Raw genomic sequence first — 16,443 nt, 5'->3', positions numbered from 1 at the left:
TGATAACGAGGGTGCAGTAGGTAAAACTGCACCCTCATGGTGTCATCCTTTGCGGTGCAGTAACAAATAGGCCACCGGTATCACCAACATCGACAACAGGGGCGCACTAAGCATCCCGCCAATCATCGGTGCGGCAATACGTCGCATCACTTCAGAGCCGGCGCCGTTGCCCCACATGATCGGCAATAATCCCGCCATAATGGTGGCAACCGTCATCACTTTTGGCCGAACCCGCAACACGGCACCTTCGCTAATTGCATCCATCAGCTGTTGTTGCGTTAACGGCTGCCCTGGCTGACTGTGTTTCTCCAACGCATGGTTTAAATACAGCACCATGATTACGCCAAATTCCGCCGCCACCCCGGCCAACGCGATAAAGCCCACCGCCCCCGCCACCGACAGGTTGTAGTTGAGCAAATACAACAACCACACGCCGCCGATCAGTGCAAATGGTAACGTCGCCATGATCAGTAATGCATCCCGCACGCTGCTAAAGGTGACGAACAGCAGCACGAAAATGATCGCCAACGTGACCGGTAGCACGACCTTCAACTGGGCGCTGGCGCGCTCCAGATATTCAAACTGCCCTGACCAGCTCAAGGATACTCCCGCAGGCAACTTAACCTGCTGTGACACCGCTTGCTGCATCTCTTCCACCGCCGATTTAAGATCGCGTCCACGCAGGTCAACATAAATCCAATTGGAGAGTCGGGCGTTTTCACTTTTCAGCATCGGCGGTCCTTCAGTAACCCGAATGTCAGCCAGCATAGACAGCGGCACCTGCCCTCCGCTGGCTGTCAGCACCGGTAACGCCTGCAGTTGCTGCACCGAGTCGCGAACCTCACGCGGGTAACGCACATTGATGGGATAACGCGCTCGGCCCTCAATGGTTTCACCGATGTTTTCGCCCCCCACCAGCGTTGCCACCATAGATTGCAGCTCTTTTACCGAGACGCCATAACGTGCCGCCCGCTGGCGATCAATATCAATATCCACGTAGCGCCCGCCGGTAATACGTTCCGCCAGCGCTGAGGTGACGCCCGGCACAGGCTTCACCACCTGCTCAATTTGCCCGGAAATCCGTTCAATATCGGCCATGTTATTGCCGTTCACCTTGATACCGACCGGGCTTTTTATCCCGGTGGCAAGCATATCCAGACGGTTGCGGATAGGTGGAACCCAAACGTTGGCAATGCCAGGCACCTTGACCACAGCGTCCAGTTCAGCCACCAGCTTGTCCATGGTCATGCCAGACCGCCACTGATCGCGCGGCTTGAAACGAATGGTGGTTTCCAGCATGGTCAGAGGGGCAGGATCGGTGGCGCTCTCCGCCCGTCCTGCTTTACCAAATACCGTCGCGACCTCGGGCACGGTTTTAATCAACCGGTCGGTGAGTTGCAGCAACCGGCTCGCCTCGCGCGCCGACATCCCCGGCAATGACGATGGCATATACAGCAGATCACCTTCGTCGAGCTGGGGCATAAATTCGCTGCCCAAACGACTGAGCGGATACAGCGTTAACAGCAGCAGTAATAGTGAAACCCCGAGCGTGGTTTTGGGCCTCGCCAGCACCGCAGCCAACACCGGTTGGTACAGGCGGATCAACCAACGGTTGATCGGATTGGCATGCTCGTCGGGAATGCGACCACGAATAAAATACCCCATCAGCACCGGCACCAGCGTAATACCTAACCCGGCGGCCACCGCCATGGCATAGGTTTTGGTGTAGGCCAGCGGTGAAAACATCCGCCCTTCCTGTGCCTGTAATGTGAAGACAGGGATAAAGGACAGGGTAATAATCAGCAAACTGCAAAAGAGTGCGGGCCCGACCTCTACCGCCGCCTGCTCTGAAATACGCCAATAATCCGCCGATGTCGGCTGCTGCCCCGGATGGCGCTGTCGCCACTGCTCCAGCACCTTATGCATATTCTCGATCATGACGATCGCGGCATCCACCATGGCACCGATCGCGATGGCTATCCCACCCAGTGACATGATATTGGCGTTCACCCCTTGGTAATGCATCACCACAAAGGCCCCGAGGATGCCGAGCGGCAGCGTAATCATCGCCACCAGCGCCGAACGGAAATGGAACAGGAACAAGGTGCACACCAGCGCCACCACGATAAACTCTTCCAGCAGCTTATGGGACAAGGTTTCAATGGCATGCTCAATCAACTGAGAACGGTCATAAACCGTCACAATCTCCACGCCAGGCGGCAAGCTCTGCTGGATCGCCTGCAACTTCACCTTCAACGCATTAATGGTTTCCAGCGCATTTTTGCCGTAGCGCATCACGACAATGCCGCCTGCAACTTCCCCCTCGCCGTTAAGCTCCGCGACACCACGGCGAATCTCCGGCCCCTCACGCAAGGTCGCCACCTGTGAAAGCAGGATGGGTACCCCATCACGAACGGTGATTACCACGTTGGAGAAATCACTCAGTTTTTTCAGGTAACCCGAGGTGCGCACCATATATTCCGCCTCGCCCATCTCCAGCAGCGCGCCGCCACCCTCTTGATTGGCGTCCTGAAGGGCACTCACGACCTGCTGATGGGTGATATTCAACGCACGCAGGCTTTGCGGATCCAACACCACTTGATACTGGCGCACCATACCGCCTACGCTGGCGACTTCCGCCACGTTGGGGACAGTTTTAAGCTCAAATTTTAGCGTCCAATCTTGCAGGGCCCGTAGATCAGCCAAGCTGTGTTTCCCGCTTTTATCGACCAACGCATATTCATAAACCCAGCCAACCCCGGTGGCATCCGGCCCCAGCGCCACCTTGACCTGCGCCGGTAATGAAGACTGCACCTGACTGAGCGATTCCAATACCCGAGAACGTGCCCAGTACAGATCGGTACCGTCTTCAAACAGCACGTAAACATAGGCGTCGCCAAACATGGAAAAACCACGCACCGTCTTGGCACCCGGCACCGTTAATAAAGTGGTGGTCAACGGATAGGTAACCTGATCTTCAATCACCTGCGGTGCCTTGCCTGGGTAGGTGGCACGGACGATGACTTGCACATCGGACAGGTCAGGCAACGCATCGAGTGGCGCTTTCTGCAAGGCCCATATCCCCCAGCCAGCCAGCAGCGCCGAGGCCAACAGCACTAACAGTCGATTACGCAACGACCAACGGATCACGAAAGCAATCATAAGTGCCCCCCGTGCTCAGCGTGAATCGGTACTATCTGACTGATATGCGAACCCCTATCATCCACAGTAAAGCGGATCTGCACTTTGTCGCCCGAGGTGATGCCGGTCGGCAATCCTCCTGGAGGCAGGGCAAAGTCCATGGTCATTGCCGGCCACTGCAATTCCGGTACAGGGCCATGGGACAGCGTAATCGTGTCGCCATTCAGCGCCTCAATCACGCCTTCGGCCTGGTACTGTTTAACCTCTGACTTTGCCGCCATCTGCGGCAAGGCACTGCGCATACTGGCCTCGGAGTCGATCAGGAATTGGCCAGAAGTCACGACCTGTTGCCCTACACTCAGGCCGCGTTTGATCTCCACCCAGCCATCCTGTGTACGCCCGGCGACCACCTCAACCGGCGTGAAATGCCCACTCCCTTCAGCAACCAATACCCGATTACGATCGCCGCTGCCGATCAGCGCCTCTTGCGGTATCGCCAGCACCGGTTTACCCACCGTGCTCTGCGACAGCGTCAATTGCAGGTACATGCCTGGCCGCAATTTTTGCTGCGGATTCTTCAATAAAATACGTGCCTTGAAAGTACGGGTCAGCGGATCGACATTGGCCAGCAGTTCGCTTACTTCTCCCTCAAAACGCTCCCCCGGCCAACTGGCGGAGGCGGCCTGTACCTTATCACCCACCTTCAACAAGCCGGCCTGCGCCTGCGGATAGTCAGCCAGGATCCACACCGGGTCGAGGCGAGCTATCTCAAACAGGCTCTGCGCCGCGGTCACCTGCGCACCTTCAAGAACGGTCAGCTTGTTAACGAAACCGTTTTCCGGGGCCACTATCTTAACGCGTGGCTCGGATTTTCCCGTGCGCTCCACTTGCCGAATTACCGCCTCGGGCATAAACAGCAACTGTAACCGCTGGCGTGCTGCCGCAGTCAATTCGGTATCACCCAGCTTGCGTATCGCCAGATACTCCTGCTGCGCCGCACTCCAGTCCGGTATCCACAACTGCGCTAGCGCTTCCCCCTTCTTCACCTGTTGCTCGCTGGCACGAACATAGAGCTTCTCCACCAGTCCATTGGCACGAGCAGCGATAATTTGAATGCCGCGCTCATCCGTCGCTACGCTGCCAAAGGCGCTAAATTGCGGTTCCAATGGGCGTAACTGCGCAGCCTCGATACGCACCCCCAGGTTCTGTTGCTGGCGCGCGCTGATGGTCACGCCGCCCTCCGATTCAGCTTCATCGGCATAGCGTGGCACCAGTTGCATATCCATAAAGGGAGATTTACCCGGTTTATCAAAGCGCTGAGCTGGCATCATCGGATCATACCAATACAGTACCTGTCGCTCGCTCTTGCTCGCTTGCGGTGCCGTTTCACCCTGCGAGCCAAACCAATATCCGGCCAATCCACTGCCGATCAACGCGGCTAATAACGCCAGCTTGAATTGTATTTTCATTGCATCGATTCCTGTGGGGTGAGGTAGCGGATAGCGGCCCAGATTTGTGCAAGCCCACGAGCGGCTTTGCCGGCGTTGAGGTGGCTGTCGAGCAGCGCACGCCGCGCTTCCAGCACCGCGGACAGGTCGCTTTTACCCGTGCGATATTGCGCCAACACCAATGTCAGCCGCTGTTGCTGCAAGGGGATGGCCTGCTGCTGCTGACGTTGCCACTGCAACTGCGCCGCCTGGTACTGCGCCAACAGCGTATCGAGTTGCGCCTGATGATCGCGAATCAACAGCGTCAGTCGATCGTTGGCCTCCATGTTGCGAGACACATCGGCGGCATAGTCCTTATCCTGGCGTTGCGAGCGGAAAAGCGGCAGATCCACGGTAAACATCACCCCGGCCAGATCCTCGTAATCATCAGCACGCTTGCCGTAATACACCTCGACGCCGACATCCGGTATTGCCGCCACTTCTGACTGTGCAGAACGCGCCTTGGCAACATCCGCCTCACGGCTGGCTTGCAGTACTTCGGGGTGCTGCCTGATCCCCTGTCGCAATACGTCACTGTCAGCCGGCAAACGTTCAAAGCGCGGCAAGGTTCCTGACGTATCCGTCGCCGCCACGCCGGTCAGTTGCGTCAAACGCGCCTGTGCCACCCTAACGTCCCGCTGTGCTTCACTGATGCGATCTTGCATGGCCAGCAACGTCAGTCGGGCGTCCAACACCGCACTGGCCGGCGTGCCACCACCGGCTACGCCCGCGCGCTGAGTGGTGATTTGACGTTCGCTCTCCGTGACCAAGGCTGTCGCATCACGCAGGCTTTGCAGGCTCAATGCCAACTCAAGCCACGCTTGGGCGGTTTGCTGCTGCAAACGGGCACGGATGGTGGCGCTGCCTGCATCTGTTTTGCTGGCTTCGGCGCGTAAGGTATCAGCCTTGCGCTGGCGTTTGGTGCTGCTGACATAGTCCTGCATGATGCCAACCCGCCCCATCGTCATACCTTCGCGAGTGAAACGCCGGGCATTTCCCCCCTGCACCGGCACGTTCTCAATACCGAACTTCAGCTTGGGATCGGGCAATTGCATTGCCGAATCTGCCATGTTCGCCAGGGCATTGACCTGATGTCGATTGGCCGAGAGTTCGGCGGAATAACGTTCCGCTGCCGTCAGTGACTGTTGCAGCGTGAGCTCCGTCGCTTGGGTGGCTGATACCCAACAAACGAGCAGCAGCCAGCCCACCCGCAAGGGGTGAGAAATAATCCTGGTCATGACGCCTCCGTTATTGCCGCGTGGCGGCGATAGCAATCAACTGATAACCGCCGTCAATCGGCAGGAAGCTGAAGTCAACCGCAGTTCCCACCGGCAATACGGTAAGCGAAGGCGATGAAGGGAGCAGGAAACTCATGGTCATTGGAGGCCAATTAAGGGCTGGAATGGCTTGATGCCTGATAGACACCTTCCGTTCATCCCAAGCCTTTATCACGCCCTGGCTGTGGATTTCGACGGTAGGTTTGACAGCGGAATGTTGCATCGCCCTATCAGCGGCACTGGCGACAGAGGAGAAAAATAAGGTGATTAATACAGCGGCAAATAAATTACGCATAACGGGTACTCCATGAAATAGTTAACGAACACGAATGACCGTCGGAGACGGTAAAGCGGTTGTCAGGGCTATTCACGGAAACGACAGAATACGATCTCTGCCGGCGGGCCTGTTATCGGGGGCGTTTGCCATGTGTTAAACGGGATAGAAAGTGACAGAGCGGGCGCGATCACCGCCAGTTCGCTGCTGACTGGCAAAGCGGCTAATGCCAGATTAGCGTGATCCTGTTGGGCTGATTCCGGCACGCAGTGTTTCTCACACAGCGGCTCTTGTGTCTGCATCTGCTCTGATGACGGCTGGCTATTTTGCATGTGCATCATATGCTGAGCCATCGGCGCTTCACCACTGAACTGCAGGTTGCAATTATGGCTGGCCAGCGCCATCTGGGTATTTAGCAGTAACCAACTGACGACCAATAGCCCTGCACAGGCTCGCTTTTTAGCGAAACGCAACCGGTGCATGAATAAGGAGATGGACGCCAACGCCGACATCAGGTGATTCCAGAAGATGAGATAGCGGAAGTATATCGACCAAGTGCTTGTGCAGGAATGGAATTTACACCCGCTGACAAAGTGGTGCGCGCCCACGTAAGGGAAACCAAAATGCATTGATGTTAATCAACAGGTATCGCATCAGCTCAAAAAAAAAAGCCCAGCGTCACTGGGCTTTATGCGGGTAAATTCACCGATGGGAAGGTTATTTGGTTAACGCGATAATACCCAGCGTCAGACCCGCAACCGCTGCTGCACCACCGGCGATTGCGCCTGCGGTTTCCCAGTTATCCTGTGTCGTGCCTTTCATACAGGTGTTGGTATGCACCAAACGCCCCTGATCATCATAGACAGGTACGCAAGGTGAATCAGTCGCGCACCCAGCCAAAATGACCGACAGTAACCCAACTGCAATTAACTTTTTCATACTATTGCCTCAATGTTCGATCACTCTGAAAACTACGCCGAGTGACAATCGCGCTATTGAGCCATTGTATGCCCAAAAGACTGAACAAAGCGTTAATGATCCGTCAGCAGATGTAATTTGGGATAACTCTGAACGGCTAACCCGTTGGCCTGCAGACAGCAAAAAGCCCGCGAATACGCGGGCTTTATTCTAATACTTTGAGCCGGAATTACTTCTGCAGTTTACGCATGACCAGCGTGGCGTTAGTACCACCGAAACCGAAGCTGTTAGACATAACGGTGGTCAGCTCACGTTGAGTCGGCTGAGTCACAATGTTCATGCCTACGGCTTTCTCATCCAGGTTTTCGATATTGATACTTGGCGCAATAAAGCCGTGCTCAACCATCAACAGGCTGTAGATCGCTTCCTGCACGCCAGCGGCGCCCAGTGAGTGACCGGTCATGGCCTTGGTGGACGAAATTGCCGGGGTGTTATCGCCAAACACTTCGCGGATAGCGCCCAATTCTTTCACGTCGCCAACCGGCGTTGAAGTGCCGTGCACGTTCATGTAGTCGATTGGAGTATCAACGCCCTGCATCGCCATCTTCATGCAACGCACTGCGCCTTCGCCAGAAGGAGCGACCATGTCTGCGCCGTCGGACGTTGCACCGTAGCCGATGATTTCAGCATAAATGTGCGCGCCACGTGCCAGAGCGTGTTCCAGTTCTTCAACCACGACCATACCGCCGCCGCCTGCAATGACGAAACCATCGCGCGCTGCGTCATAAGTACGAGAGGCTTTTTCTGGGGTGTCGTTGTAGCTGGTGGACAGTGCGCCCATCGCATCAAACTCACAGGCCATTTCCCAGCACAGTTCTTCACCGCCGCCGGCAAAGACAACGTCCTGCTTACCCAGTTGGATCAGTTCGACCGCGTGGCCAATGCAGTGTGCAGAGGTTGCGCAGGCAGAGCTGATCGAGTAGTTAACGCCACGAATTTTGAAGGGGGTTGCCAGGCAGGCAGAAACGCCTGAAGCCATCGCCTTAGTCACCATATAAGGGCCAACGCCACGCAGGCCTTTGGCGCGCATACCGTCAGATCCAGCAACCTGGTTGCGCGGTGAACCGCCACCTGAGCCAACCACCAGACCGGTGCGATCGTTGGAAACCTGATCGGCAGCCAGACCGGAGTCTTTAATGGCTTCTTCCATGGAAAGATAGGCATAAACGGACGCATCACTCATAAAGCGCATGACTTTACGGTCGATCAGACCCGTGGTGTCCAGTTTAACATCGCCCCATACGTGACTACGCATGCCGGAATCTTTCAGCTCCTGGGAGAACGTGATCCCAGAACGACCTTCCTGCAGGCTCGCCAGGACCTCCTGTTGGTTGTTACCAATGCTGGAGACGATTCCCAGGCCAGTAATCACTGCACGTTTCATTCAATACCTCTTCCACAATTTTACATTCGGGATTTTGCATCGCACTTTAGCGTACAGATGTACGCCGAACAAGTCCGATCAGCGTTTTTCAGCTTTATTCTTATCCAGTTTGCGCCATAGCGCCAGCGCCGTTAGAATCCCGTCACCCCTTGAGTTATGAGCAACTAACCGTGAGCCACGCCCCGATCCAAACCGCAGCGTTATCCTGGAATGAACAGGGTACACCTGTTTCGAAACAGTTTGATGACGTCTACTTTTCTAATCAGGATGGGCTGGAAGAAACCCGCTACGTATTTCTCAAGGGCAACCAACTCCCTCAACGTTTTAGCTGCCACCCCCGCCCCCTGTTTCTTGTGGCGGAAACGGGCTTTGGCACCGGGCTTAATTTTCTCACCTTGTGGCAGGCTTTTGCCAGCTTCCGTGAGACAACGCCTAACGCCACGTTGCAACGGCTGCACTTTATCAGTTTTGAAAAATTCCCTCTCGTGCAGGCCGACCTCGCCGCTGCGCACGCACGCTGGCCGGAGCTGGCTCCCTTTGCCGATGAGTTACGCGCCCAATGGCCATTGCCGCTGCCGGGCTGCCACCGTCTGTTGCTGGCGGAAGGCCGCATTACGCTCGATCTGTGGTTCGGCGACGTTAACGCGTTATTACCGCACGTCGATCCCAGCATGAACCGCCAAATCGATGCCTGGTTCCTCGACGGCTTTGCGCCGGCGAAAAATCCGGACATGTGGACGGAACAGCTGTTCGCCGCGATGGCTCGCTTTGCCAGACCTGGCGGCAGCCTTGCCACTTTCACCGCCGCAGGCTTTGTGCGACGCGGATTGCAACAGGCCGGATTTGAAGTAATAAAGAGCAAAGGCTTCGGCCAAAAACGTGAAATGCTGATTGGCACGCTGCCTGAAGATGCCACCACCATCACGCATCCTTTCCCTTGGTCACTCCGCCCGGCGGCGGACAGTACCGACGACATTGCGATCGTCGGTGGTGGTATCGCCAGCGCATTAACCGCACTTGCGTTGTTACGCCGCGGTGCGAAGGTCAGGCTGTATTGTGCCGATCCTCACCCCGCCGAGGGTGCTTCCGGCAACCGACAGGGCGCGCTTTACCCCCTGCTGAATGGCCGTGGGGACGCGTTGGAAAACTTCTTCAGCGCGGCTTTCCCTTTTGCCCGCCGCCAGTACGATGCGTTAGTGCAACAAGGTGTCGAGTTTGACCATCAATGGTGTGGCGTCAGTCAGTTGGCCTTTGACGAGAAGAGTGCCGGGAAAATTGCAAAAATGCAGGCGGTTGAATGGCCTCCGGCGCTGGCAATGCCCGCCGATCGCGCCACGCTCAGCGCATTGTGTGGTATCGACAGCGGTTTTGGCGGCATTAACTACCCGCAAGGCGGTTGGTTGTGCCCTGCCGAACTGACACGCAATGCCCTTGTGCTGGCACAACGTCAGGGGCTGGGCTGCCATTATGGGTTTACGCTCAGGACGCTGACAGCCACTGAGACCGGTTGGCAACTCAGCTTCAGCAACGGTGAAAGCCGGCAGCATGCAACAGTGATTTTGGCCAACGGCCACCGCCTTTCTGAACTGGCGCAAGGTGAAGCCCTGCCGGTTTATGCCGTACGCGGTCAGGTATCCCATATTCCCACAACCCCGGCGCTAAGCGAATTGAAGCAGGTGTTGTGTTACGACGGCTACCTGACCCCGGTCAACGCCAATAACCAACAGCACTGTATAGGCGCCAGCTACCAGCGTGGCGAAACCGCCACCGAATATCGCGAAGAAGAACAGCAGGACAATCGCGCTCGTCTGTTACGCTGCCTGCCGGACCAGGCCTGGCCACGAGAGGTAGACGTCAGCGGTCGTCAGGCCCGTTGCGGCGTACGTAGCGCCACGCGCGATCATTTACCGATGATCGGTGCAGTACCGGATTATCAAGCCACGTTGGCGCAGTATCAGGATCTCCAGCGCCAGCATCAACGCGGCGAAGTTATCGCCAATGCTCCGGTTTATCCGAATCTGTTTATGATTGGCGCATTAGGCTCACGTGGGCTATGCTCGGCGCCGCTGGCGGCTGAAATTTTGGCAGCGCAGCTGTTCGACGAACCCTTGCCAGGCAGCGCAGACATGTTGGCGGCAGTGAATCCGAACCGGATGTGGGTAAGAAAACTACTGAAGGGACGTGCGGTTTAATCGCAGTTTTGCAGGGCGCTGTTATGAACTGCGCCCTGCAAACGGGCTCAGGCGGTCGGCAATGCCGTTTGGTACAGGTTTTCCCACATGCCATACACCAATGCCTGGTCCGGTGGGGACAGCTCGCCGGCAGCGATGGCTTTATGCAGGCTGCCTTCCACCTGTGCCTTCAGCGCTTCGGCGGTGTGTTCACCCTGTTCTTCTACCTCGGCAACCGCCAACGTCAGATGACCGCGCAGGTAGCCACCGGCAAACAGTTCATCATCGCTGGCGTGCTCTACCATGTCATCAATCAGCGCCAAAATGCGCGCTTCGAATTCTGCGATCATCAAATTTCCTCTATTACCCTGCATCTTTCAAACCGCCGCGTTGTTGGCTACGTATTGAAAGCTATTGGGTATCTATTTCCAGTTAAATATACAGTCAGTTGAGATCTTCCGGATAGGGGAAAAGCTCAGCCGTCAGCGGTGGCGTATTGTAAAACGATTGTAACGCCTGAATAAAGCGCGCAGGTCTTGTGGGTATTCCCTGCTCTAAGAGCAGCAGCACCCGCTCGCGTACCTTACGCTGGAAGGCGATGCGATCCGGTTCACAGTCGCCGTTCAGGTTGTCACAACTGACGTTGAACGGGAAACCGGCCGCGACGCAGAACATCCACTCCAGCGACTGCGGTTTAATTTCTACCGCTTCGAATTCACTTTGCGTCTGCGCATCTCGCCCGTCCGGGCAGTACCAGTAACCGAAATCGACCTGTTTGCGGCGCTGTTCACCGGCAATACACCAGTGTGAAATTTCATGCATGCCGCTGGCATAATAGCCGTGAGCAAAGACAATACGGTTGTACGGCAATTCGTCATCGGCTGGCAGGTAGATGGGTTCATCGTCACCTTTAACCAGCCGGGTGTTGTAGTCATCACTGAAGCACTGATTAAAAATCTCAATCAGTTGGGAATATTGGTGTGTATCAGACATAAAAGACTCAAATAACCACAAATTTAAAGTGGTAATTATACCCTAACCGCGCTTTTGGCATACTACATATGCAACGCCAGCCACTGGTGAATTTCTGTACCGTGATTGTCGTACAGCAACTTACAGCTCATCACCAGCGAAACGATGACGATCATCGGGCGGATCAGCTTTTGCCCGCGGGTCATGACCATATGCGCCCCGAGACGGGCGCCCAGCACCTGCCCCACCAACATCACCAGGCCTATCCCCCACAGCACTTTGCCACCGATGATAAACAACACCAGGCTGCCAAAGTTGGACGTGAAGTTCAGTACCTTGGCGTGTGCGGTGGATTTGGCCAGGTTAAAGCCACACAGCGTCACATAGGCCAACGCGTAAAATGAACCGGCACCGGGCCCAAAAAAGCCATCGTAAAAACCCACGCAGCCACCGGCCACCAGGCCGAACGGCAAGGCGCTCAAACGGCGCTGCCGATCGTTTTCCCCCAGACGCGGAGTCAGCAGGAAGTAAAGACCGATACCGATCACCAATAACGGCAGCATTTGCCGCAGCAAATCGGCGCGCATGTGCTGCACCAGGATCGCCCCGGCGACGGAGCCGATCAGCGCCAACAGAATAGTCAGTTTTTGATCGTTAAGATCAACGGCTCGTCGGCGAATGAAGTACAGGCTGGCGGATAAAGAACCGCCCACCGACTGCAACTTGTTGGTCGCCAGCGCCTGCGCCGGGGGAACGCCCACCGCCAGCAGTGCCGGCACGGTCAACAACCCACCTCCACCGGCAATGGAATCGATAAAGCCTGCCAGCAATGCCACCACAAACAAAACCCCGAGCATCTCGGGGCCAACGACGAACCACTCCATTTATATCCCTCTGACTTGAAGCCGCATCTGTGTTGATTGCACTTACTCACCCGAATCACTTACTGACGTGAGACCATCGGGATATATGAGCCTCTTCCCTGAGGCTCACCCTTCGGGCCAGCGTAAACACTGTTCAAATCGGTTCCCGACCGATTTGTCATTCCCTTACTGCCTTGATGCAACTCCAATGACTTTGGATATATTATTCCGCAGCGAAATGGTTATTCAGCAAGGCCTGACAGGTAGGCGGTAATGGCGGCGGCACCGGTTTACCCGGTTTGGCGCTTGGCTGGTGCGGGACGAACCAGCTTGCTAGTTCTGCACCACAGCCGTCACCCGGTGGCGGCGTATCCTGTTCTTTACACTCCAGGCTGCCTGCCGGGCAACGCAGCCGCACATGCATATGCGCACGGTGACCGAACCACGGGCGCACCTTGTGCAACCAATCGCGATCGGCACCGGCATCCAAACACAGGCGCTGCTTGATCGCCGGGTTGACGAAGATCCGCGTCACTTCCTGATCTTGAGCCGCCATTTTGATCAGTGATTCAATCTGCGGCTGCCACTGGCGTGCAACCACCTGCTTGCCGTCGCTGGAAACCAAATCGATGGGCTGCGGTTTCAACAGTTGTTGTGCACTCCAACGCTGGCGCGGCAGCTGTAACCAGATGTCGACATCAAGGCCGGATTGATGACTGGCATGGCCGCTACTGAAGCGCCCGCCAGCCGGCATTGCCATATCACCGATCAACACCGTACCGAGATTTTTTTGGTTCGCCTTATTGCTCAGACGTTGAATAAACGCCAGCAGATCAGGGTGACCGAAATAACGACGTTGATCGGGGCGCATCACCTGATAATCCGGTGAATTCAACGGCAACGGTTGGGCACCGATGATACAACCGTTGGCAAACCCCCCCACGGCCTGTGGTGCGCCGGCCACCGGGTGATCAATTTTCTGCCAAGGCGTCAACGCCATGGCAGAGCCCGATGCCATCAGGGCAACGATACCTAACATCCAGTTTTTCATGGTGATTACCAGCGAGGAACGTTAGAAACCACATCACCGTTCTGCGCACGCTGGCGCAATAGGTGATCCATCAGCACAATCGCCATCATCGCTTCGGCGATCGGTACCGCACGTATGCCTACGCAAGGATCGTGACGGCCACGGGTAACCATTTCCACGGCTTCGCCCTGGCGATTGATGGTTTTACCCGGCACCATGATGCTGGAAGTCGGTTTCAATGCCAGGTGGGCAATCACCGCCTGGCCGCTGCTGATACCGCCGAGAATACCGCCCGCATGGTTGCTCTGGAAACCTTCCGGGGTGATTTCATCGCGGTTTTCACTGCCACGCTTGGTCACGACGGCAAAGCCGTCACCAATTTCTACGCCTTTCACCGCATTGATGCTCATTAGCGCATGCGCCAGATCTGCATCGAGGCGGTCAAAAACGGGCTCGCCGAGGCCAACCGGCACATTTTCGGCAATGACGCTGACCTTGGCGCCAATCGAATCGCCCTCTTTCTTCAGCGTACGCATCAGTTCGTCCAACGCTTCCAGCTTGTCCGGATCCGGGCAGAAGAACGGGTTCTGTTCGACCTGTTCCCAGTCTTTCAGCTCGCAAACTACGTCGCCGATTTGAGCTAAATAACCGCGCACCTGCACGCCGAATTTCTGCTGCAGGTATTTCTTGGCAATCGCCCCTGCCGCAACGCGCATTGCGGTTTCACGCGCCGAAGAACGGCCGCCGCCACGATAGTCGCGCACGCCGTATTTTTGTTCGTAGGTGTAGTCTGCATGTCCCGGGCGGAACACGTCTTTGATTGCACCGTAGTCCTGCGAACGCTGGTCGGTGTTTTCAATCATCAGCCCAATACTGGTACCGGTGGTCACGCCTTCAAACACGCCAGAAAGAATACGCACCTGATCCGGCTCGCGGCGTTGGGTGGTATAACGCGAGGTGCCCGGACGGCGACGGTCCAGATCGTGCTGCAAATCAGCTTCGGTAAGCGGAATGCCTGGCGGCACACCGTCTACGATACATCCCAGCGCCACGCCGTGAGATTCACCAAATGTGGTGACGCGGAAAATCTGCCCAATACTGTTTCCTGCCATCGCGGCTCCTTACCCTTAATTATTATCTTTGTGGGGCCCGCCAAAGCAGGCCCGAAGAATGCTTAGCTGCGGTAGAGGCTGAAGTGTTCTTTGCAATCCACCAATTGCTGCTTGGTCAGCATAAACACGCCGTCACCGCCGTTTTCAAACTCCAGCCAGGTGAACGGAATGTCTGGATACTGTTCCATCAGATGTACCATGCTGTTACCCACTTCACAAATCAGCACGCCGTCGTCGCTCAGGTAATCCGGTGCACAGGCCAGAATACGACGCACCAGCTTCAGGCCGTCGCTGCCCGCCGCCAGACCCAGCTCAGGTTCAAAGCGGAACTCCTGCGGCAGATCGGACATGTCTTCTGCATCGACGTACGGTGGGTTGGTGACAATCAGATCGTACTGGATCGCGGGAACGTCGCGGAACAGATCGGAACGGATTGGGGTCACTTGCTGTTCAACACCGAGCGCCTGAATATTGCGTTCGGTCACTGCCAGCACGTCGGCGGAGATGTCTACTGCGTCCACTTCCGCTTCCGGGAAAGCGTATCCGCAGGCAATGGCGATACAGCCGCTGCCGGTACACATGTCGAGAATATGGCTCGGCGGGTGCGGGATCAGTGCGCTAAAGCGATTGTTGATCAGTTCGCCAATCGGGGAACGCGGTACCAGCACGCGCTCATCGACATAAAATTCCAGATCGCAGAACCAGGCTTTGTTAGTCAGATAGGCGACCGGGATACGCTCGTTGACGCGGCGGATCACGCGCTCAACGATGCGGTGGCGCTCGCTGGAGGTTAAACGTGCGGTGTGCATGTCCTCAGGAATATCCAGTGGCAGGAACAGGCTTGGCAGCACCAATTGCACCGCTTCGTCCCACGGATTGTCGGTTCCGTGACCATAGTAGATATCGGCGGCATTAAAACGGCTTACCGTCCAACGCAGCATATCTTGAATGGTGTGCAGTTCACTCACTGCTTCCTCGACGAAAATTTTGTCCAATTTGCCCTCCGGCAGGCACTGTGATTCATGATTTAGCCGCATAGTTTGCCATGAAGCCCGCGACAAATCACGCTAACCGCTTGCGCTTTTCAATTTGGCGCGAATTTTGCGTCGACAGATACCCGTGACACGGTAAACTACCGCGATAAATGATTTCCGGTGAATAAAAAATGAAGAACAAGCACCCTCTGAGTAAAGATGAATTGCAGCTCTTCAGAGAGTCGGTAGTAGACGCAAAGAAGCTGCGTCAGGACACCATTGTCCACCGTAAACCCAAACCAAAAACCAAACAGATTGCGCCGCAGCGCCTGCTGCAGGAACAAGTCGACGCCAGCTACTATTTTTCGGATGAATACCAACCACAGTTGGAAGAGGAAGGCCCAACACGCTACGTGCGTCCGGGATACAGTGCGTTTGAACTCAAGAAGCTCCGCCGTGGCGATTATTCGCCAGAGCTGTTTCTCGATCTGCACGGGCTGACCCAGATGCAAGCCAAGCAGGAACTGGGGGCGCTGATCGCCGCTTGCAAGCGCGAACACGTACACTGTGCCTGCGTCATGCACGGCCACGGCAAGCATATTCTGAAACAACAAACCCCACTGTGGTTGGCTCAGCATCCCGACGTGCTGGTGTTCCATCAGGCCCCCAAAGAATGGGGCGGTACCGCAGCGATTTTATTGCTGGTCGAACTGGCCGAGTAAACAGCAGAAATGACAAAGGGCGATGGTAACATCGCCCTTTCGTTTTGGAGCCGGCATG

The 16,443-nt window shown here is 56.1% G+C and carries 15 protein-coding genes; 2 read left to right on the top strand and 13 right to left on the bottom strand.

Annotated features, from left to right (window positions below):
• Positions 1 to 42: 42 nt before the first annotated feature.
• From ACI2J2_RS00660 to fabB, 7 genes are all read right to left on the bottom strand, one after another.
• Positions 43 to 3,162, bottom strand: a complete 3,120-nt coding sequence (locus ACI2J2_RS00660) for an efflux RND transporter permease subunit (protein WP_404759204.1) — start codon at positions 3,160 to 3,162, stop codon at positions 43 to 45.
• Positions 3,159 to 4,610 (bottom strand): efflux RND transporter periplasmic adaptor subunit, encoded by a 1,452-nt coding sequence (locus ACI2J2_RS00655; RefSeq protein WP_404759203.1) that lies wholly within the window; start codon positions 4,608 to 4,610, stop codon positions 3,159 to 3,161. Before ACI2J2_RS00655 ends, ACI2J2_RS00660 begins: the two co-directional genes overlap by 4 nt.
• Entirely contained in the window at positions 4,607 to 5,866 is a 1,260-nt protein-coding gene (locus ACI2J2_RS00650; RefSeq protein ID WP_404759202.1) for a TolC family protein, read from the bottom strand. The genes ACI2J2_RS00655 and ACI2J2_RS00650 overlap by 4 nt, the downstream gene beginning before the upstream one ends.
• A gap of 10 nt (positions 5,867 to 5,876) precedes the next feature.
• On the bottom strand, positions 5,877 to 6,200 hold the full coding sequence (locus ACI2J2_RS00645; protein ID WP_209638820.1) for a copper-binding protein: 324 nt from the start codon (positions 6,198 to 6,200) through the stop codon (positions 5,877 to 5,879).
• 68 nt (positions 6,201 to 6,268) lie between these two features.
• Positions 6,269 to 6,691 carry a hypothetical protein gene (locus ACI2J2_RS00640; protein ID WP_404759201.1) on the bottom strand — a complete coding sequence of 141 codons (423 nt, stop codon included), beginning with the start codon at positions 6,689 to 6,691 and terminating at the stop codon, positions 6,269 to 6,271.
• Positions 6,692 to 6,896: 205 nt separating this feature from the next.
• Positions 6,897 to 7,118 (bottom strand): membrane protein, encoded by a 222-nt coding sequence (locus ACI2J2_RS00635; protein WP_020827903.1) that lies wholly within the window; start codon positions 7,116 to 7,118, stop codon positions 6,897 to 6,899.
• A 208-nt stretch (positions 7,119 to 7,326) separates the two neighbouring features.
• On the bottom strand, positions 7,327 to 8,541 hold the full coding sequence (gene fabB / locus ACI2J2_RS00630) for a beta-ketoacyl-ACP synthase I (RefSeq protein WP_209638817.1): 1,215 nt from the start codon (positions 8,539 to 8,541) through the stop codon (positions 7,327 to 7,329).
• A 170-nt stretch (positions 8,542 to 8,711) separates the two neighbouring features.
• On the opposite strand from fabB, the gene mnmC reads away from it, so the two are divergent.
• The gene (mnmC, locus tag ACI2J2_RS00625) at positions 8,712 to 10,733 is read left to right on the top strand and encodes a bifunctional tRNA (5-methylaminomethyl-2-thiouridine)(34)-methyltransferase MnmD/FAD-dependent 5-carboxymethylaminomethyl-2-thiouridine(34) oxidoreductase MnmC (protein ID WP_404759200.1); all 2,022 of its coding nucleotides are present in this window, start codon (positions 8,712 to 8,714) and stop codon (positions 10,731 to 10,733) included.
• 47 nt (positions 10,734 to 10,780) lie between these two features.
• Here mnmC and ACI2J2_RS00620 read toward each other — a convergent pair whose 3' ends face one another.
• From ACI2J2_RS00620 to prmB, 6 genes are all read right to left on the bottom strand, one after another.
• On the bottom strand, positions 10,781 to 11,062 hold the full coding sequence (locus ACI2J2_RS00620; RefSeq protein WP_209638813.1) for a YfcL family protein: 282 nt from the start codon (positions 11,060 to 11,062) through the stop codon (positions 10,781 to 10,783).
• Positions 11,063 to 11,156: 94 nt separating this feature from the next.
• Positions 11,157 to 11,705 (bottom strand): elongation factor P hydroxylase, encoded by a 549-nt coding sequence (locus ACI2J2_RS00615; RefSeq protein ID WP_265555586.1) that lies wholly within the window; start codon positions 11,703 to 11,705, stop codon positions 11,157 to 11,159.
• A 62-nt stretch (positions 11,706 to 11,767) separates the two neighbouring features.
• Positions 11,768 to 12,568, bottom strand: coding sequence for a sulfite exporter TauE/SafE family protein (locus ACI2J2_RS00610; RefSeq protein ID WP_209638809.1), 801 nt, complete (start codon positions 12,566 to 12,568; stop codon positions 11,768 to 11,770).
• Positions 12,569 to 12,770: 202 nt separating this feature from the next.
• Positions 12,771 to 13,598, bottom strand: a complete 828-nt coding sequence (gene mepA, locus ACI2J2_RS00605) for a penicillin-insensitive murein endopeptidase (protein WP_209638807.1) — start codon at positions 13,596 to 13,598, stop codon at positions 12,771 to 12,773.
• Positions 13,599 to 13,603: 5 nt separating this feature from the next.
• Positions 13,604 to 14,689, bottom strand: a complete 1,086-nt coding sequence (gene aroC / locus ACI2J2_RS00600; protein WP_404759199.1) for a chorismate synthase — start codon at positions 14,687 to 14,689, stop codon at positions 13,604 to 13,606.
• 62 nt (positions 14,690 to 14,751) lie between these two features.
• A complete protein-coding gene (prmB, locus tag ACI2J2_RS00595) occupies positions 14,752 to 15,684 on the bottom strand; it encodes a 50S ribosomal protein L3 N(5)-glutamine methyltransferase (RefSeq protein WP_404759198.1) in 933 nt (310 codons plus the stop codon).
• A 170-nt stretch (positions 15,685 to 15,854) separates the two neighbouring features.
• Here prmB and smrB point away from each other — a divergent pair, with 170 nt between their 5' ends.
• The gene (smrB, locus tag ACI2J2_RS00590) at positions 15,855 to 16,385 is read left to right on the top strand and encodes an endonuclease SmrB (RefSeq protein ID WP_037423626.1); all 531 of its coding nucleotides are present in this window, start codon (positions 15,855 to 15,857) and stop codon (positions 16,383 to 16,385) included.
• The last annotated feature ends 58 nt before the right edge of the window (positions 16,386 to 16,443 follow it).

Origin of the sequence: Serratia sp. NPDC087055 (assembly GCF_044900985.1) — a bacterium.
Taxonomy (GTDB): Bacteria; Pseudomonadota; Gammaproteobacteria; order Enterobacterales; family Enterobacteriaceae; genus Serratia.
This window is presented reverse-complemented; position numbering and strand designations above follow the sequence as displayed.